Origin of the sequence: Streptomyces sp. RP5T (assembly GCF_003933965.1) — a bacterium.
GTDB lineage: Bacteria > Actinomycetota > Actinomycetes > Streptomycetales > Streptomycetaceae > Streptomyces.
Genome location: NZ_RSAJ01000126.1, coordinates 1 through 18,241, shown reverse-complemented (window position 1 = coordinate 18,241; position 18,241 = coordinate 1). Strand labels below are relative to the sequence as shown.

Annotated in this window: 19 protein-coding genes and 1 pseudogene; 15 read left to right on the top strand and 5 right to left on the bottom strand. The window is 71.5% G+C overall.

Going from position 1 to position 18,241, the window contains the following annotated elements:
• A pseudogene (locus tag EHS43_RS15995) lies at positions 1–142 on the top strand (integrase core domain-containing protein); the annotation flags it as partial.
• Here the strand turns inward: EHS43_RS15995 and EHS43_RS15990 are convergent.
• Positions 139–513, bottom strand: a complete 375-nt coding sequence (locus tag EHS43_RS15990; RefSeq protein ID WP_185806269.1) for a DUF1844 domain-containing protein — start codon at positions 511–513, stop codon at positions 139–141. The pseudogene EHS43_RS15995 and the gene EHS43_RS15990 overlap by 4 nt on opposite strands.
• A 369-nt stretch (positions 514–882) precedes the next feature.
• On the opposite strand from EHS43_RS15990, the gene infC reads away from it, so the two are divergent.
• The 10 genes from infC (at position 883) to EHS43_RS15935 (ending at position 11,565) form a co-directional block, all read left to right on the top strand.
• On the top strand, positions 883–1,551 hold the full coding sequence (infC, locus tag EHS43_RS15980) for a translation initiation factor IF-3 (protein ID WP_125191440.1): 669 nt from the start codon (positions 883–885) through the stop codon (positions 1,549–1,551).
• A gap of 109 nt (positions 1,552–1,660) precedes the next feature.
• Entirely contained in the window at positions 1,661–1,855 is a 195-nt protein-coding gene (rpmI, locus tag EHS43_RS15975; RefSeq protein ID WP_003977225.1) for a 50S ribosomal protein L35, read from the top strand.
• 97 nt (positions 1,856–1,952) lie between these two features.
• Positions 1,953–2,336 (top strand): 50S ribosomal protein L20, encoded by a 384-nt coding sequence (rplT, locus tag EHS43_RS15970; RefSeq protein ID WP_125191439.1) that lies wholly within the window; start codon positions 1,953–1,955, stop codon positions 2,334–2,336.
• Between the two features lie 90 nt (positions 2,337–2,426).
• Positions 2,427–3,272: an RNA methyltransferase gene (locus tag EHS43_RS15965; RefSeq protein ID WP_125191438.1), complete on the top strand. Its 846-nt coding sequence runs from the start codon at positions 2,427–2,429 to the stop codon at positions 3,270–3,272.
• A 48-nt stretch (positions 3,273–3,320) separates the two neighbouring features.
• The gene (locus EHS43_RS15960; protein WP_125191437.1) at positions 3,321–4,439 is read left to right on the top strand and encodes an ATP-binding protein; all 1,119 of its coding nucleotides are present in this window, start codon (positions 3,321–3,323) and stop codon (positions 4,437–4,439) included.
• A 139-nt stretch (positions 4,440–4,578) separates the two neighbouring features.
• On the top strand, positions 4,579–5,700 hold the full coding sequence (gene pheS / locus EHS43_RS15955; protein WP_125191436.1) for a phenylalanine--tRNA ligase subunit alpha: 1,122 nt from the start codon (positions 4,579–4,581) through the stop codon (positions 5,698–5,700).
• Positions 5,700–8,198, top strand: coding sequence for a phenylalanine--tRNA ligase subunit beta (gene pheT, locus EHS43_RS15950; protein ID WP_125191435.1), 2,499 nt, complete (start codon positions 5,700–5,702; stop codon positions 8,196–8,198). Before pheS ends, pheT begins: the two co-directional genes overlap by 1 nt.
• Before the next feature lie 152 nt (positions 8,199–8,350).
• Positions 8,351–9,400 (top strand): PP2C family protein-serine/threonine phosphatase, encoded by a 1,050-nt coding sequence (locus EHS43_RS15945; RefSeq protein ID WP_125191434.1) that lies wholly within the window; start codon positions 8,351–8,353, stop codon positions 9,398–9,400.
• A 203-nt stretch (positions 9,401–9,603) separates the two neighbouring features.
• Positions 9,604–10,944 carry a transcriptional regulator gene (locus EHS43_RS15940; protein ID WP_125191433.1) on the top strand — a complete coding sequence of 447 codons (1,341 nt, stop codon included), beginning with the start codon at positions 9,604–9,606 and terminating at the stop codon, positions 10,942–10,944.
• Between the two features lie 75 nt (positions 10,945–11,019).
• Positions 11,020–11,565, top strand: coding sequence for an NUDIX hydrolase (locus tag EHS43_RS15935; RefSeq protein ID WP_125191432.1), 546 nt, complete (start codon positions 11,020–11,022; stop codon positions 11,563–11,565).
• Positions 11,566–11,586: 21 nt separating this feature from the next.
• On the opposite strand, the gene EHS43_RS15930 is transcribed toward EHS43_RS15935, so the two are convergent.
• Positions 11,587–11,844 (bottom strand): hypothetical protein, encoded by a 258-nt coding sequence (locus EHS43_RS15930; RefSeq protein ID WP_125191431.1) that lies wholly within the window; start codon positions 11,842–11,844, stop codon positions 11,587–11,589.
• Between the two features lie 211 nt (positions 11,845–12,055).
• On the bottom strand, positions 12,056–12,928 hold the full coding sequence (locus EHS43_RS15925; protein ID WP_125191430.1) for a 3-hydroxybutyryl-CoA dehydrogenase: 873 nt from the start codon (positions 12,926–12,928) through the stop codon (positions 12,056–12,058).
• Between the two features lie 181 nt (positions 12,929–13,109).
• On the opposite strand from EHS43_RS15925, the gene EHS43_RS15920 reads away from it, so the two are divergent.
• The gene (locus tag EHS43_RS15920) at positions 13,110–14,372 is read left to right on the top strand and encodes a glycoside hydrolase family 10 protein (protein WP_125191429.1); all 1,263 of its coding nucleotides are present in this window, start codon (positions 13,110–13,112) and stop codon (positions 14,370–14,372) included.
• Here the strand turns inward: EHS43_RS15920 and EHS43_RS15915 are convergent.
• Together EHS43_RS15915 and EHS43_RS15910 are read right to left on the bottom strand one after the other, a co-directional pair.
• Entirely contained in the window at positions 14,341–14,541 is a 201-nt protein-coding gene (locus tag EHS43_RS15915; protein WP_031056212.1) for a DUF1918 domain-containing protein, read from the bottom strand. The genes EHS43_RS15920 and EHS43_RS15915 overlap by 32 nt on opposite strands.
• Before the next feature lie 94 nt (positions 14,542–14,635).
• Positions 14,636–15,547, bottom strand: coding sequence for a DMT family transporter (locus EHS43_RS15910; protein ID WP_125191428.1), 912 nt, complete (start codon positions 15,545–15,547; stop codon positions 14,636–14,638).
• On the opposite strand from EHS43_RS15910, the gene EHS43_RS15905 reads away from it, so the two are divergent.
• The 3 genes from EHS43_RS15905 to EHS43_RS15895 all read left to right on the top strand — a co-directional run bounded on the left by EHS43_RS15905 (position 15,546) and on the right by EHS43_RS15895 (position 18,135).
• Positions 15,546–17,009: a PLP-dependent aminotransferase family protein gene (locus tag EHS43_RS15905; RefSeq protein WP_125191427.1), complete on the top strand. Its 1,464-nt coding sequence runs from the start codon at positions 15,546–15,548 to the stop codon at positions 17,007–17,009. The two genes, EHS43_RS15910 and EHS43_RS15905, sit on opposite strands and share 2 nt — an antisense overlap.
• 18 nt (positions 17,010–17,027) lie before the next feature.
• Positions 17,028–17,468, top strand: a complete 441-nt coding sequence (locus EHS43_RS15900) for a GNAT family N-acetyltransferase (RefSeq protein ID WP_125191426.1) — start codon at positions 17,028–17,030, stop codon at positions 17,466–17,468.
• A gap of 73 nt (positions 17,469–17,541) precedes the next feature.
• Entirely contained in the window at positions 17,542–18,135 is a 594-nt protein-coding gene (locus EHS43_RS15895; RefSeq protein ID WP_125191425.1) for a histidine phosphatase family protein, read from the top strand.
• Positions 18,136–18,241 lie beyond the last annotated feature (106 nt).

The window sequence follows — 18,241 nt, the reverse complement described above, 5'->3', positions numbered from 1 at the left end:
AAAGCCCTATCGGTCAGAGCAGGAACGACGCGCAGCGTTCCCCGACTGGCTGCACACCTACAATCACCACCGCGGACACACCGCGCTCAAGGGCCAACCACCCGCCAGCCGCGTCCCCAACCTCACGGGGCAATACACCTAGCCGTAGATCGGGCCGGTGTACTTCTCCCCGGGGCCCTGGCCCGGCTCGTCCGGCACCAGGGACGCCTCGCGGAAGGCGAGCTGGAGGGACTTCAGGCCGTCCCGCAGCGGGGCGGCGTGGAAGGAGCTGATCTCCGTCGCGCTTCCGTCGAGCAGACCGGCGAGGGCGTGGATCAGCTTGCGGGCCTCGTCCAGGTCCTTGTACTTGTCGCCCTCCTCGGTCAGGCCGAGCTTCACGGCGGCGGCGCTCATCAGGTTGACCGCGACCGTCACGATCACCTCGACGGCGGGGACCTCGGCGATGTCGCGGGTCATCTCGTCGAAGTCGGGAGAGCCGGCGGAGTCGGCAGACGGGGGAGGGGTGTCACTCATGCCCCACACGATAGGGCCCGCTGCCCGCCGGTTCGCACCACCCCCCGGATGCTGCTAACCTTGTGTGACGACCGGCCGGACACGCATGTGTGAAAGTGTGACCGGCCCACAAGTGGAGGCTCCGATCTCCCACCCGACCGCCCCCTGGGACGGCGGGTCACCCCGGTCAGGCGGCCACCATCGTTCCGTACGGACGATGGAGTCGCCCGAAAGCGCGCCCCGCGGCATCGCGGCGGTGCTCCGGCAGTGTTTGGAGCCCCGTCTGTGATCGTCCGGGGCATTTTTGTGCTTCGGCGCGGTTAGGTCTGACGAAAATGACATACGCGGCTGTCCGCCAGACCGCCGTGTGGTGCTAACCGAGGAGGATCCATCAGCGCCGAGCCCCGCATCAACGACCGGATTCGCGTTCCCGAGGTGCGACTTGTCGGTCCCAGTGGCGAGCAGGTGGGCATCGTCCCGCTGGCCAAGGCACTGGAGCTTGCGCAGGAGTACGACCTGGACCTGGTCGAGGTCGCGGCGAACGCCCGTCCGCCCGTGTGCAAGCTCATGGACTACGGGAAGTTCAAGTACGAGTCGGCCATGAAGGCCCGTGAGGCGCGCAAGAACCAGGCGCACACGGTCATCAAGGAGATGAAGCTCCGGCCGAAGATCGACCCGCACGACTATGACACCAAGAAGGGTCACGTCGTCCGGTTCCTCAAGCAGGGCGACAAGGTCAAGATCACGATCATGTTCCGTGGTCGCGAGCAGTCCCGGCCCGAGCTGGGCTACCGGCTGCTGCAGCGTCTCGCGGAGGACGTGGCCGACCTCGGTTTCGTTGAGTCGAACCCGAAGCAGGACGGCCGAAACATGATCATGGTTCTCGGTCCGCACAAGAAGAAGACCGAGGCGATGGCCGAGGCCCGCCAGGCGCAGGAAGCCCGCAAGGCAGACGCGAAGGCCAACCCCGGCAAGTCGCAGAACGCCGCGGAGTCCGACCACGTCGAGGACACCGAGGCCGAGGCCGAGGCCCCGGCGGAGGCTTCCGCCGAGGCGTGACCCCCGGGGGCGCGAGCCCCCAGGACACAACCGATACAAGAGCGACGCTCACCGTGCCCGGTTTCAGGACCGGGCACCGGAGCGCCACCGACGAGGAGAGAACGGCGCTATGCCGAAGAACAAGTCGCACAGCGGTGCCAGCAAGCGCTTCAAGATCACCGGCTCCGGCAAGGTGCTCCGTGAGCGCGCCGGCAAGCGCCACCTGCTCGAGCACAAGTCGTCCCGCGTGACGCGTCGCCTCACCGGCAACGCCGAGATGGCCCCGGGCGACGCCGCGAAGATCAAGAAGCTTCTCGGCAAGTGAGGCCGGGCGCCCAGCGCCTGAAGCACCTCTAGACCGGGACCCAATCGATACCGGGCCGTGTGAGTCCAACCACGGCCCCGCTACAAGGAGTTAACAAGTGGCACGCGTCAAGCGGGCAGTCAACGCCCACAAGAAGCGCCGGGCGATCCTCGAAGCCGCCTCCGGCTACCGCGGTCAGCGTTCGCGCCTGTACCGCAAGGCCAAGGAGCAGGTCACCCACTCGCTGGTCTACAACTACAACGACCGCAAGAAGCGCAAGGGTGACTTCCGCCAGCTGTGGATCCAGCGCATCAACGCCGCTGCCCGCGCCAACGGCATCACGTACAACCGCTTCATCCAGGGTCTGAAGGCCGCGAACATCGAGGTCGACCGCAAGATCCTGGCCGAGCTGGCCGTCAACGACGCGACCGCGTTCGCCGCGTTGGTCGAGGTCGCGCAGAAGGCCCTGCCGTCGGACGTCAACGCCCCCAAGGCGGCCTGACTCCGCACCTGGCCCAGGCCGACGTGACATGAGGGACCCGCAGGCCTTCGGGCTTGCGGGTCCTGTTGTTGGTTTCCGAAAGTGAGCGACATGCCCTCTGCCAGCCCCGAGCTGATCTCCCCCCGTTCCCCCCGCGTCTCGGCGGCCCGGCGGCTCGCCCGGCGGAACTTCCGGGGCAAGGAGCGGCTGTTCCTGGCCGAGGGACCGCAGGCCGTGCGGGAGGCCGCCGGACACGGGCTGGTGGAACTGTTCGCCACCGTCGAGGCCGCGGAGCGCTACGCCGACATCGTCGGTGCGGCCCGGGCCGTCGGGGCACGCGTGCACCTCGCCTCCGAGGAGGTCGTCGCCGACATCTCGACGACGGTCACCCCGCAGGGGCTCGTCGGCATCTGCCGGTTCCTCGACACCCCCTTCGAGGAGATCCTCGCCGCCCGCCCCCGGCTCGTCGCCGTGCTCGCGAACGTGCGCGACCCGGGCAACGCCGGCACCGTCCTGCGGTGCGCCGACGCCGCCGGCGCCGAGGCCGTCGTCCTGACCGACGCGTCCGTCGACGTCTACAACCCCAAGGCCGTACGCGCCTCCGTGGGCTCCCTCTTCCACCTGCCCGTCGCGGTGGGCGTGCCCGTGGAGGAGGCCGTCGAGGGGCTCAGGCGGGCCGGGGTGCGCATCCTCGCCGCCGACGGGGCCGGCACCGACGACCTTGACGACGAGCTCGACAAGGGCACCATGGGCGGGCCGACCGCCTGGGTGTTCGGCAACGAGGCGTGGGGGCTGCCGGAGGAGACCCGCGCGCTCGCGGATGCCGTGGTGCGCGTCCCGATCCACGGGAAGGCCGAGAGCCTGAACCTCGCCACCGCCGCCGCCGTATGTCTCTATGCGTCGGCCCGGGCACAGCGCGCCTCCGGAGGGTGCCGTTCCGTCACCGAGAACCAGTAGGGTGACCAGCTCGGGGCCCCTCAGACGCCTGAGAGGTGGGGTACGGGGATGAGTGTCGGCACGAGGAGCGCGCACGGCGTGTCCGAGGCCTGTGCCGGTGGTCCCGCCGAGTACGGCATCGACCCCGACCAGCTGCCCGACGGCCTCGTCGTCGCGGACGAACAGGGCCGCGTGATCTGCTTCAACGCCGCCGCGGCCCGGATCACCTCCCTGCCCGCCGAGGAGGCCCTCGGACAGCGCCTGGAGAAGGCCCTTCCGTTAGAGGACCTGGAGGGGCGGCGCTGGTGGCAGCTGACCGACCCGTACGGGGGTCTCGCGATCCGCAGGCGGCAGCCCGAGCGGAACCTGCTGCTGCCGGGCGGCCGTGAGGTCCTGGTCTGCGCGCAGTACGTGCGCACCGAGCCCACCGGACCCGTCTACCGGGTCGTCGTCAGCCTGCGCGACACCGAGGCCCGCCGCCGCACCGAGCGCAGCCACGCCGAGCTGATCGCCACCGTGGCCCACGAGCTCAGGTCCCCGCTCACCTCCGTCAAGGGCTTCACCGCGACCCTCCTCGCCAAGTGGGAGAGGTTCACCGACGACCAGAAGCGGCTGATGCTGGAGACCGTCGACGCGGACGCCGACCGGGTCACCCGGCTCATCGCCGAACTGCTCGACATCTCCCGCATCGACTCCGGGCGCCTTGAGGTGCGCCGCCAGCCCGTCGACATCGGCGCCGCCGTCGGACGCCACATCCAGGCCTACGTCGCCGCCGGTCTGCCCGCCGACCGGTTCCTGCTGCGCCTGGAACAGCCGCTGCCCGCCCTGTGGGCCGACCCCGACAAGATCGACCAGGTGCTCAGCAACCTGCTCGAAAATGCGGTGCGGCACGGCGAGGGAACCGTCACGATTGACATCACGCCCACGGCGTCCCCCCGAGAAGGGGAGGACACCGGCACGTCGGTCACGGTGAGCGACGAGGGTCCCGGCATCCCGGAGGAGTCCATGAACCGCGTCTTCACCCGCTTCTGGCGGGGCAGCAAGCGCGGTGGCACCGGCCTCGGGCTCTACATCGTCAAGGGCATCGTCGAAGCCCACGGCGGCACCATCACGGTCGGCCGCGGCCCCCAGGGCGGCGCCGAGTTCCGATTTACGTTGCCCGTGAGCGCTCCGGCCTATCTGACCTGAGTGCCCGCGGGCGCATCGGTACATCCCCACCCCGTTAGACTCGGCCTTTGGCACCCATGTGTCCCATGGACGGCCCTCTGACCTCTGAGTGAGTCGGTGACGGGGACCTTCAGCCAGCCAATCGGAAGCACGGGAAGAGATGTCGGCACCGAACAAGTCGTACGACCCTGTAGAGGTCGAGGCCCTGAAACCGGAAGAGATCGAGCGCATGCGTGAGGAGGCGCTCGCCGCCTTCGCCGCAGCGGACTCCCTCGAAGCGCTCCAGGAGGCCAAGGTCGCCCACACCGGGGGCACCTCCCCGCTGGCCCTCGCCAACCGCGAGATCGGCGCCCTGCCCCCGCACGCCAAGGCGGCCGCCGGCAAGCTCGTCGGCCAGGCCCGGGGCGCGGTGAACAAGGCCCTCGCCGGCCGGCAGGCCGAACTGGAGGCCGAGCGCGACCAGCGCGTGCTGGTCGAGGAGGCCGTGGACGTCACCCTGCCGTACGACCGCGTACCGGCCGGCGCCCGCCACCCGCTCACCACGCTCTCCGAGCGCATCGAGGACGTCTTCGTGGCCATGGGCTACGAGGTCGCCGAGGGCCCGCAGGTCGAGGCCGAGTGGTTCAACTTCGACGCGCTCAACATCGGCCCGGACCACCCGGCCCGCGGTGAGCAGGACACCTTCTTCGTCGAGGGCCCGCAGGGCGGCACCGAGTCCGGAGTCGTGCTGCGCACCCACACCTCGCCCGTGCAGATCCGCTCGCTGCTCTCGCGGGACCTGCCGGTGTACGTGATCTGCCCCGGTGTCGTCTACCGCACCGACGAGCTGGACGCCACGCACACCCCGGTCTTCCGCCAGGTCGAGCTGCTGGCCGTCGACGAGGGCCTGACCATGGCCGACCTCAAGGGCACCATGGACCACATGGTCCAGGCCCTGTTCGGCGAGGGCATGAAGACCCGGCTGCGCCCGAACTTCTTCCCCTTCACCGAGCCGTCCGCCGAGATGGACATGGTGTGCTACGTCTGCCGCGGCGAGTCCGTCGGCAACCCCGACCGCCCCTGCCGTACCTGCTCCTCCGAGGGCTGGATCGAGCTGGGCGGCTGCGGGATGGTCAACCCCAAGGTGCTGACCGCCTGCGGTGTGGACCCGCAGAAGTACAGCGGCTTCGCCTTCGGGTTCGGCATCGAGCGGATGCTGATGTTCCGCCACAACGTCGAGGACATGCGAGACATGGTCGAGGGTGACGTCCGGTTCACCCGGCCGTTCGGGATGGAGATCTGATGCGGGTCCCGCTTTCTTGGCTGCGGGAGTACGTCGACCTGCCGGCGACCGAAACCGGCCGTGACGTCCAGGCCAAGCTCGTTTCCGCGGGCCTCGAGGTCGAGACCGTCGAGCACCTCGGCGCCGACCTCAAGGGCCCCCTGGTCGTCGGCCAGGTGCTGACCATCGAGGAGCTGGAGGGCTTCAAGAAGCCGATCCGCTTCTGCACGGTCGACGTGGGCCAGGCCAACGGCACCGGCGAGCCCCAGGAGATCGTCTGCGGTGCCCGCAACTTCGCCGTCGGCGACAAGGTCGTGGTCGTGCTCCCGGGTGCCACGCTGCCCGGCGGCTTCTCGATCTCGGCGCGCAAGACGTACGGCAAGACCTCCCACGGCATGATCTGCTCCGGCGACGAGCTGGGCATGGGCGACGACGGCAGCCACGGCATCATCGTGCTGCCGCCGGAGACCGAGGTCGGCAAGGACGCCATCGAGCTCCTGGAACTGGTCGACGAGGTCCTGGACATCGCCGTCACCGCCAACCGCGGCGACTGCCTGTCCATCCGCGGTGTGGCCCGCGAGGCCGCCATCGCCTACGGGCTGCCGCTGAGCGACCCCGCCCTGCTCGACGTGCCGGGCCCGAACGCCTTCGGCTACCCGGTCCAGGTCTCCGACCCGCTCGGCTGCGACCGCTTCACCGCGCGCACCGTCACCGGTCTGAGCCCCGAGGCCCGCTCTCCGATCTGGCTCCAGCGCCGGCTCCAGAAGGTCGGCATGCGCCCGATCTCGCTCGCCGTCGACGTCACCAACTACGTGATGATGGAGCTCGGCCAGCCGCTGCACGCCTACGACCGCTCCCTGGTCCAGGGCACCATCGGGGTGCGCCGGGCCGAGGAGGGTGAGCAGATCAGGACCCTCGACGGTGTCGAGCGCAAGCTGCACGCCGAGGACCTGGTCATCACGGACGAGCGCGGCCCGATCGGCCTCGCCGGTGTGATGGGCGGCGCCGACACCGAGATCGCCGACCACGCCGAAGGCGAAGGCACCACCGACGTGGTCATCGAGGCCGCGCACTTCGACGCGGTCTCCATCGCGCGCACGGCCCGCCGCCACAAGCTGTCCTCCGAGGCGTCCCGGCGCTTCGAGCGCGGTGTCGACCCGCAGGCCGCCGCCGCTGCCGCGCAGCGCACGGTCGACCTGCTGGTGCTGCTCGCGGGCGGCACCGCCGAGGCCGGGGTCACCGAGGTCGTCGCCCCGTCCGCCCCGCACACCATCAGCGTCCCGGCGGACCACCCGGACAAGGTCGCGGGCGTCTCCTACGGCCGCGAGACCGTCGTACGGCGTCTCCAGGAAGTCGGCTGCGACGTGTACGGGCAGGACGAGCTGATCGTCACCGTGCCGTCCTGGCGTCCCGACCTCCAGGAGATCAACGACCTGGCCGAGGAGGTCATCCGGCTGGAGGGCTACGAGAACCTGCCCTCCACCCTGCCCAGGCCGCCGGCCGGCCGTGGCCTGACCCACCGCCAGCGGCTGCACCGCCGGGCCGGCCGGGTGCTGGCCGGTGCCGGGTACGTCGAGGCGCCGAACTACCCCTTCGTCTCCGAGCAGGTCTTCGACCAGCTCGGCCTGGAGGCCGACGACCCGGCCCGCCGTGTCGTCAGGCTCACCAACCCGCTCAACGACGAGGAGCCCGCGCTGCGGACCTCGCTGCTGCCGGGTCTGCTCGGCGCGCTGCGGCGCAACGACGGCCGGGGCTCGCACGACCTGGCGCTGTTCGAGACCGGGCTGGTCTTCCTGCCGCGCCCGGAGCAGCGGGTGGCCGCGGTGCTGCCGGTCGACCGGCGTCCCACGGACGAGGAGATCGCCGAGCTGGACGCCGCGCTGCCGGAGCAGCCGCGGCACGTGGCCGTGGTCCTCGCCGGTGCCCGGGAACAGGCCGGCTGGTGGGGCAGGGGCCGTCCGGCCGACTGGGCCGACGCCGTCGAGGCCGGCCGTCTGGTCGCGCGTGAGGCCGGGGTCGAACTGGTCGTCCGCGGCGGGCAGTACGGTCCCTGGCACCCCGGGCGGTGCGCCGAGTTCGTGGCCGGGGACACCGTGGTGGGACACGCCGGCGAGCTGCACCCGCGGGTCGTGAAGGCGTTCGGACTGCCGGCGCGCACCTGCGCGATGGAGCTCGACCTGGACGTGCTGGAGGCGGTCGGCGACGACACCCCGCAGGCGCCGGCCATCTCCACGTTCCCGGTGGCCACGCAGGACGTCGCCCTGGTCGTCGACAAGTTCGTGCCGCACGCCGAGGTCGAGGCCGCGCTGCGGGCGGGCGCGGGTGAACTCCTGGAAGCCATCCGGCTGTTCGACGTGTACGAGAACGAGGAGCAGCTCGGCGACGGCAAGAAGTCGCTGGCGTACGCGCTGCGCTTCCGCGCGGGTGACCGGACCCTGACCGTGGACGAGGCCTCCGCGGCCCGGGACGCGGCGGTCGCCCTCGCCGGAGAGCGGACCGGGGCGGTGCTGAGGGCCTAGTCGCCCAGCACCCCCCTATCCGGTCACCTCACTCGATTGAGTGAGTTATCCCGGTGATCCGGTCCTTTCGGGCCACACGCTCGACACAATCGGACCGGCCTTTCGAGGCCGGTCCGATTGCGTGTGCAGGGCCTGTTTGGGGGGCCGTCGGCATGATGTGCGTCAAGGCTGCGGTGCCCCGGGAGGGGTCACTGCGCCGTGTGCTCTCGCTGGGACTCCCCACCATGTGGGGGGCCGTCGCGATCACCTACAAGCTCACCTGTCCGCTCGCCCAGCAGCATGCCCTGGGTGCGCGGGTCGTCACCAGTGCCGTGTTCTTCGCGGTGGGCACCGGGCTGATCGTCCATGCCCGGCGCGCCCTGCTGCGCGAGCTCCGGCAGGCCCGCCGGGTCGCGGGGGCCGCCCAGAGCGTGCTGCTGCGGCCGTTGCCGCCGAGCGTCGACGGGCTCACCGTGGCCGCGGCCCAGATGTCCGCCGACCGGGGCGCCACCATCGGCGGCGACCTGTACGAGGCCGTCGCCACCGAACACGGCGTGCGGGTCGTGATGGGTGACGTCCGCGGCCACGGCCTCGCCGCCATCGGTACGGCCGCCGCCGTCCTCGGCAGCTTCCGCGAGGCCGTCCACGACGAGCCCGACCTCGGGGGAGTGCTGCGCAGACTCGACCGGGCCCTCGCCCGGCACCTGCGCGAGCGCGCCGAACGGGACGCCACGGCCGTCGAGGAGTTCGTCACCCTGCTGCTGCTGGAGATCGGGCGGGACGGGGAGCTGCTCGCCCTCAACTGCGGTCATCCGTGGCCGTACCTGCTCAGTGGCCCGGTGGTCGAGCCACTGTCCCGCGCCGACCCCCTGCCGCCTCTCGGCCTGTTCCCCCTGCCTGCTGAGGTGCCGGTCCTGGAGTGCGGTCAGCTGCTCCCGGGGGAGACCCTGGTGCTGCACACGGACGGTGTCGAGGACGCGAGGGACGGCCGTGGCCGGTTCTTTTCGCTGCCCGAGGCGATGGGCAGGGCGTCGGAGGCTCCTCCACAGTCCGTGCTGGGCACGGTCTTCACCGCCCTCCTCGACCACACGTCCGGGACGCCGAAGGATGACGTGGCCCTGCTGGTACTGCGGAACGACCGGCAACCGCAGCCCACTCAGGGGGCGCGGGGAACCGCGCGAGCGGCCACGACGAACCCGCGGCCGACCACGCACCTCACCTGATCCCGGTCAGGCCCACGGCCGGGCCACCGCACTGTACGAGGGGGAGCCGGCGGCCCAGCCGGCCTCTTGCGAGGCATTTCAGTCAACCGGTTGGAAACTCTCCGCGACAGTGCGCACACCCTGCGGATTCGAGCACTCCGATCACACCCCGTGTGAAGGCGAACCCACTAATCTGACGGCACCGAGTCACCCGGGGGGCATACATGCAGCCCAACACTCTGCTCGACGCGATCCTCGACGAAGCCGGGATCTCGCACGCGGGGCTTGCCGCACATGTGAATCAGGCCGGGAGGGCACGCGGTCTCGCGCTCAGGTACGAACACACCGCCGTGGCCCGGTGGTTGAAGGGACAGCGGCCGCGCGGCCAGGTGCCCGACCTGATCTGCGAGGTGCTCGCGGGCCGTCTCCGGCGCCCCGTCACCCTCGACGACATCGGCCTCGGCGTGCCCGGCGAACCCTCCGCCCCGCACGGCACCTCGCTGTCCGGTTTCGTCGAGCGGGCCACCGCCCTGTGGCGCTCCGACGAACAGCAGCGCCCGCACATCCTGGGCGCTCCCGCGGTCACCGGCACCCCCGCCGTCATGCCGGTGTGGGAGTGGGAGAACCCGCCCGAGGACGTCGACGTCTCCCGTGGCGGCCGGCACCGGGTCACCCCCGCCGACATAGAGATGCTGCGCGCGGCCCGCACCCACTACGAGCAGATGTACCGGAAGGCGGGCGGCATAGCGACCCGGACGCGGATCGTCGGCTTCCTCAACGCCGAGGCGGCTCCGCTGCTGCGCGGCAGCTACACCGACGAGACGGGCCGCCAACTGCACCGGGCCACCGGGGGCTTGGTCGCCGTCGCCGGCATCTGCGCCTACGACTCCGACGCGCACGGGCTCGCCCAGCGCTACTTCCACCAGGCGCTCAGACTCGCCAAGGCCAGCGGGGACCGGGGCCTTGGCGCGTATGTGATCGCGCTGCTCGTCAACCAGTCGCTGTTCATGCGGGAGCACCGCCAGGCCGTCGCCTTCGCCGAGGCAGCGCTCAGGGCGGCCGGCAAGCACATCACCCCGGCGCTCGCCTGCGACCTGTACGCGATGCAGGCCAAGGCGTACGCCCACCTCGGCGACGGCACGACCGCCCTGTCCTGCATCCGGCGGGCCGAGCAGGCCGCCGAACGCATCCGGCGCGGTTACGAACCCGATGAGACCGGCTATGTCCAGCCGGGCCTCGTCAACGTCCAGGTGGCGGAGGCACTCCTCAGCCTCGGCGAGCTCGCGGCCGCCGCCGCCCATGCCGCGGCCGCCGTCGACAACCCGGCGCACGACCGCGGCCGGGTCCACCGGCTCGCCATGCTCAGCACGATCGAGCTGCGCCAGGGCAACGCCGACAAGGCGGTGGCCACGGCCGTGCAGATGGCGGAACAGGCCCGGGGAATGGAGTCACAGCGCCTGCGCGACCGGCTCAGAGCGGTGCGCGAACACCTGGTCCGAAGCGGCTGCTCGGGCACGTCCGAGGCAGCCGAACTGATCGACGGCGCACTGCGCGTGCCCCTGTAGGCCGGCACGCGGACGCCGACACCCCACAGTCCCTGCTGCGATATTGCCACTTACTCGACGGAAGGTGGCAGAACCGTGCAGTGGACGAAACAGAACGAACAAACTGTGTATGAAAACCGCTGGTTCAGCGTCAATCTCGCCGATGTCGAACTGCCGGACGGCCGGCATCTCGACCACTTCCTGATACGGCTGAGGCCCGTCGCCGTCGCCACGGTGGTGAACGAGGCCAACGAGGTCCTGCTGCTGTGGCGCCACCGCTTCATCACCGACAGCTGGGGCTGGGAACTCGCCGCGGGGGTGGTCGAGGACGGCGAGGACATCGCCGTCGCGGCCGCCAGGGAACTAGAGGAGGAGACCGGCTGGCGGCCGGGGCCGCTCCAGCACCTGATGAGCGTGGAGCCCTCCAACGGACTCACCGACGCCCGGCACCACATCTACTGGGCCGACGCGGGCGAGTACATCGGGCACCCCGTGGACGACTTCGAGTCCGACCGCCGGGAATGGGTCCCCCTGAAGCTCGTTCCCGACATGGTCGCCCGTGGGGAGGTCCCGGCCGCCAACATGGCGGCCGCGTTACTCCTGTTGCATCATCTGAGGCTCGGTCAGGACACCTTGCCCTGAGCCCCCGGGTGCCCCGAAACCTCAGTGACCGAAGGCCTGCCAGACCGCCACGACGAGCGCGCCCACGGCGGTGATCGCCGCGACCGCGGGAAGCGGCCAGCGGGCGTGCTCCAGGGCGATGATCCGCGCGCTCAGATCGTCGATCTCCTTGTCCGTCTCCTCCGTACGGTGACTGAGCAGAGCGAGGCCTCCCTCGACGCGTGCGTACGCGACATCCAGGCGGCGCCGTAACTCTGCGAGTTCTCCATGAACCACGGGATGCTCCGGTTCGGCGGTCACGGGTCCGCTCCTTTCCGTAGTCGTCACATCCCTTGCATGCGCATGAAGAGTCAACTCGCCTGGTGGGCGCGTGGGGAGAGTGTGCGACAGGCATATGCGGGCCCGGCGCGCACACGGTGTGTGAATGACGCGGGCCCGGCACTCCGAAGAGTGCCGGGCCCGCGTTCGTCGCACTGTGTAATCAGCACCCTGGAACGGACAGGGTGCGGGCTCAGTAGGTGTAGAACCCCGAGCCGGTCTTGCGGCCGAGCCGGCCCGCGTCGACCATGCGCTGGAGCAGCGGGGGAGCGGCGTACAGCGGCTCCTTGTACTCCTCGTACATGCTGAACGCGACCGAGGCGACGGTGTCCAGGCCGATCAGGTCGGACAGCTTCAGCGGGCCCATCGGGTGGGCGCAGCCGAGCTCCATGCCGTTGTCGATGTCCTCGCGGCTCGCGATGCCCGACTCGAACATCCGGATCGCCGAGAGGAGATACGGGATCAGCAGCGCGTTGACCACGAAGCCGGAGCGGTCCTGGGCGCGGATCGCGTGCTTGCCGAGCAGCTTCTCGGCGAACTGCTGGGCGCGGGCCAGGGTGCCCTCGGAGGTGGTGAGCGCCGGGATCAGCTCGACGAGCTTCTGCACCGGGGCCGGGTTGAAGAAGTGGATGCCGACGACCTGGTCGGGCCGCGAGGTGGCGACCGCCAGCCTCACCAGCGGGATGGAGGAGGTGTTGGAGGCCAGGATCGCGTCCGGGCGGGTCACCACCTGGTCGAGCACCTGGAAGATCTCGGTCTTCACCTGCTCGTTCTCCACGACAGCCTCGATGACGAGGTCGCGGTCCGCGAACTCGCCGAGGTCCGTGGTGAAGCTCAGGCGCGCCTGGGTGGCCGCCAGCTCGTCCTGCGTGATCTTGCCGCGTTCGGCGGCCTTGGTCAGGGAGTTGAACAGCCGGGTGCGGCCGATCTCCAGGGCCTCGCCGGTGGTCTCGGCGACCTTCACGTCCAGACCGGCGCGGGCGCACACCTCGGCGATGCCCGCCCCCATCTGGCCGCAGCCCACGACTCCGACACGTGCGATGTCTCCGGCCGGGAAGTCCGTCACTTCGTCCCTTTCGCTGGTCTTCACCTGGTGGCAGGCCGGCGGTGGCCGGATCCTGCTCCGTTCGAGCACGTTACTCCCAAGTATCGATGATCGATCGTCTGGGTCCGTCATCGTTCGGGCATTCTGGGGCGCGGAGACGATCCGTGACCGAGCGGATCCGTGGTGTAGGGGGAGTGTGCACATGGGACGTCTGTCGCGCCGGGCCTTCGCGCTGGCCGCGCTGTCCACCCTGACGACGGCCTCGGGAGCGGCCGCCGCGCCGGGCCGTCCGCGGCGGCGGGCGGCGACCGAGATCCGGGGTGTGTGGCTCGCCACCGTGTCCAACCGGGACTGGCCCTCGAAGCCGGGGCTGAGTGCCGCACAGCAGCGCGCGGAACTGCTCGCCCACCTCGACCGGGCGGCCGCGGACCGGCTGAACGCGGTGATGTTCCAGGTACGGCCCACCGCCGACGCCCTGTGGCCCTCGCCGTACGAGCCCTGGTCGCAGTACCTGACCGGGACGCAGGGCGTGAACCCGGGCTGGGACCCGCTCGGCACCGCCGTCACCGAGGCGCACCGGCGGGGTCTGCAACTGCACGCCTGGTTCAACCCCTACCGCGTCGCCAACCATGCGGACCCGGCCCGGCTGGCCGCCTCCCACCCGGCCCGCAAGCACCCCGGCTGGGTGGTGCGGTACGGCGGCAAGCTCTACTACAACCCCGGGCTGCCCGAGGTGCGCGCCTTCGTCCAGGACGCGATCCTCGACGCGGTGCACCGGTATCCGGTGGACGCGGTCCACTTCGACGACTACTTCTACCCGTACCCGGTGGCCGGCCAGACCTTCGACGACGACGCGGCCTACGACGCGTACGGCGGCGCCTTCGCCACCCGGGCCGACTGGCGGCGGGACAACATCGACCGGCTGGTGCGGGAGACCGCGGCCCGTATCAAGGGGATCCGGCCCACCGCACAGTTCGGCGTCAGCCCCTTCGGCGTGTGGCGCAACGCGGCCACCGACCCGCTCGGCTCGGACACCCGCGCGGGCGTGCAGTCGTACGACGACAACTTCGCGGACACCCGCAAGTGGCTGCGCGAGGGCTGGATCGACTACCTCGTGCCGCAGCTGTACTGGCACATCGGTTTCGCGGCGGCCGACTACGCCGAACTCGTGGCCTGGTGGGCGCGACAGGCGCGCGGGAGCAGGACCAGGCTGTACCTCGGCGAGGCTCTCTACAAGGCGGGGGACCCGGCGCAGCCCGCGCCCTGGCAGGATTCCGCGGAGCTGTCCCGGCACCTGACCCTCGCGCGTGAGTACGAACAGGTGCGCGGACATGTCTTCTTCGCCGCCAAGGAGGTCGCCTCGGACCCCGTCGGGGCGATGGCGCGGGTGGTCGCCGACCACTACCGGAAGCCGGCGGCGCCCCCGCGCCGGATCACCGGCCCAGCTGCTGGAACCGGTGCCTGATCTCGGTGTCGGGGCCGGGTGAGCACACGCCCTCGTGCCCGTCCTCGAAGCGGACGCGGTACGGGGGGTTGCCCTCCTGACCCATCACTTCGACGATCTCGCCGACCTTGTCCTGCTGTCCGACCACCCTGCCGTGCTGGACAAGCTGGTCGCCCACGGTTGCACGCATCGTCTGGGGCCTCCTCACCAAGTGCGGGAGCAGCGGTCCGTGGCCCCGATTCTACGGCGCCGGGGCCTGGTTGCGACCTGCGCGTGCAGGCCGGTCAGCCCCGCGCCCGCTGGGTGACGGCGATGCACACGAGCACCGCCGCGGCCGTCAGCGGGGCGGCCACCGTCAGGTGCTCGCCGAGCAGCAGCACCGACCACACCAGTGTGAGCAGCGGCTGGGCCAACTGCAACTGGCTGGCCTTGGGGATCCCGATCGCCGCCATGCCGCGGTACCAGACCACCAGGCCGACGAACTGCGAGCCGACCGCCACCCACAGCAGTCCGGCGACGCTGTGCGCGGTGAGGTGCACGGGCTCGTACGCCAGCGCGAGCGCCGCCGCGGGCACGCTGAGCGGCAGGCACAGCACCAGCGCCCAGCCGATGACCTGCCAGCCGGGCATGGTCCGGGCCAGCCGGCCGCCCTCGGTGTAGCCGGCCGCGCACACCAGCAGCGCGGCGAAGAGATACAGGTCGGCGGTGGTCAGGGCGCCGCCGCTCTGCTGCACGGTGAAGGCGACCACCGCGGCGGCACCCGCGAGAGCCGCCGTCCAGAAGGTGCGCGAGGGGCGGGTGCCCATGCGCAGGGCCGACAGCAGCGCGGTCGTCAGCGGGAGCAGACCCACCACGACGGCGGCGTGCGCGGTGGTCGAGGTCCGCAGCGCGAGGGTGGTGAGCAGCGGAAAGCCGACGACGACCCCGGCGGCGACGACCGCGAGCCCGCTCCGGTCCCGGCGGCTCGGCACCGGCACCCGCAGCGCGAGCAGACAGCCGCCCGCGACGAGTGCCGCGAGGGCGCTGCGCACGGCGACGAGGGACCAGGGCCCGAAGCCCTCCAGGCCCCACGCGGTGGCCGGGAAGGTCAGGGAGAAGGCGGCGACGCCGAGGGCGGCCTGGACGGTGCCGAAAGTCCTCGCCGGTGTGGGAACCGCTATCCCGGTCGGTGCGGTAGCGCTACTCTGTACTCTCATGCACGAGCGTAGCAGTATGGATGAACTGGCGGAACGGCTCCGGACTGAGCTCAACCGCTACTCTCCGGGTGGAAAGCTCCCGTCGAGCCGGGCCCTCGTCGATCGCTTCCGGGTCAGCCCTGTGACGGTCTCCCGGGCTCTCGCCCAGCTCGCCGCCGAGGGACTGGTGGTCACGCGCCCCGGCGCCGGTGCCTTCCGCGCCCAGGCCCGCGCTACCGGTGCCACGGCCGGGGACACCTCCTGGCAGGAGGTCGCGCTGAGCGCGGACGGCGCCGCCGACCTCGTCCCGCGCTCGGTCGACGCCTCCGGCGTCCTGGTCTCGCTCGCCGCCCCGCCGCCCGGAGTGGTCGAGTTCAACGGCGGCTATCTGCACCCCACCCTCCAGCCGGAGCGCGCGATGTCCGCGGCCCTCGCCCGTGCGGGCCGCCGCCCCGGGGCGTGGGGGCGGCCGCCGACGGAGGGCCTGCCGGAACTGCGCGAGTGGTTCGCGCGGAGCATCGGCGGCGCGGTCACGGCCGCGGAGGTGCTGATCGCCGCGGGCGGCCAGTCGGCGCTCACCACGGCCCTGCGCGCCCTGGCCCCGCCCGGGGCCCCGGTCCTCGTCGAGTCGCCCACCTACCCCGGCATGCTGGCGATCGCCCGCTCCGCGGGTCTGCGCCCGGTCCCGGTGCCGGTGGACCCCGACGGGGTCAGACCCGCCCTGCTCGCCGACGCGTTCCGGGCGACCGGCGCCCGGGTGCTCGTCTGCCAGCCGCTGTTCCAGAACCCGACCGGCGCGGTGCTGGCCCCGGAGCGCCGGGGCGAGGTGCTGCGGATCGCCCGAGAGGCCGGTGCGTTCGTCGTCGAGGACGACTTCGTACGACGGCTCGTGCACGAGGACGCCGGGCCGCTGCCGCGTCCGCTGGCCGCCGACGACCCCGACGGCGTGGTCGTCCATGTGAGCTCGCTGACCAAGGCGACCTCGCCCAGCTTCCGGGTGAGCGCCCTCGCGGCACGCGGCCCGGTGCTGGAGCGGCTGCGCGCGATCCAGGTCGTCGACACCTTCTTCGTCCCCCGCCCCCTCCAGGAGGCGGCCCTGGAACTCGTCGGCTCACCGGCCTGGCCCCGCCATCTGCGTACGATTTCGGCCGAGTTGAAGGCCCGCCGGGACAGCATGACCACGGCCCTGCGCCTCGGCCTGCCCGAACTCGCCCTCCCGCACGTCCCGTCGGGCGGCTACCACCTGTGGCTGCGCCTCCCCGACGGCACGGACGAGACCGCCCTGACCGCCGCGGCCCTGCGCGCGGGCGTCGCGATCACCCCCGGCCGCCCGTACTTCAGCGCCGAACCCCCGGCGGGGCACCTGCGGTTGAGCTTCGCGGCGGTGGCCGGGGCGGGGGAGATCGCGGAAGGGGTACGGCGGCTGCGGACCGCGTGCGACGAGGTGCTCCCGGCGAAAAGCGCTCGACTCCGGCTTCCGTGACCTGCCAACGTCACGCCCATGACCGACATCCCGCCCCTCGCCGAGGGCTATGAGATCTCCACCGACCTCGGACGCGTCGACGCCGAGCGCGTGCACCACTGGCTGTCCACGGACGCCTACTGGGCGCTCGGGCGGTCCCGGGAGAAGCAGGACCGGGCCATCGCCGGATCGCTCAACTTCGGGGTGTACGCGGTGCGGACGGGGGATCAGGTGGCCTATGCCCGGGTGATCACCGACCTCGCCAGTTTCGCCTGGCTGTGGGATGTGTACGTGGACCGGTCGGTGCGGGGCGCGGGGATCGGTACGGCACTGGTGGGGGCCGTGCGCGAGCACCTGCGGCCCTACGACCTCCGGCGGATCCTGCTCGCCACCCATGACGCCCACGGGGTGTACGAGAAGCTCGGGTTCGCGCCGCTCGTCGAGCCGGACCGGTGGATGGCGCTGGTCTTCGGGGAGTGAGCTCCGGGGTAACGTCGGTAACTGCCCGATAACGCCTCTTGACCTGCGCACTCTCGCGGCTCACGATCGCCGCATGCAACTTCGGGTCACGTTCGTCGCCGCCGCGCGCAGCTCCTTGCTGCTCGCCGAGCGGTTCGAGGACGACCGTCCGCTCGACCAGGCCGGCTGGGACGAGGTGCTGGGCGTGGCGCCCGATCTGCTGCCGCTGGCGGTGGCGGAACTGCGGTACTGCTCGCCGGCACCCCGCAGCCGTGCCACGGGGGACGCCCTCGGTTACGCGCCCCTGGTCCAGCTCGCCCTGCGCGACTGCGACATGGGCCGCTGGCGCGGGCTCACCCTCGGCGAGGCGATGGCCCGCGAACCGGAAGCCATGGACGCCTGGCTCGCCGACCCGCGGGCGACCCCGCACGGCGGTGAGTCACTGCTGACCTTCATCTCCCGGGTGGGGGAGTGGCTCGACACCCGGCCGGTGGGGGACGGCGGCCGGATCGTGGCCGTCGCGGAGCCCTCGGTGATCCGGGCCGCGCTGGTCTACGCGCTGAAGGCTCCCCCCTCGACCTACTGGAACATCGACGTACGCCCCCTGTCCGCCACCACGGTGACCGGACGAGCGGGCCGCTGGAACCTCCGCTTCGACGCGGTGCCGACCCGGGCGGCGCGGGCGTAACGGGGGCGCCGGGCGGGTCGTGGGAGCCGGTGCGGTGAGCCGCGCCGGATGTCTTGTGCGGGGCTTGCGCGGGGTCTTGGCGTTGCGTGCTCGTGCGGGCGGTTCA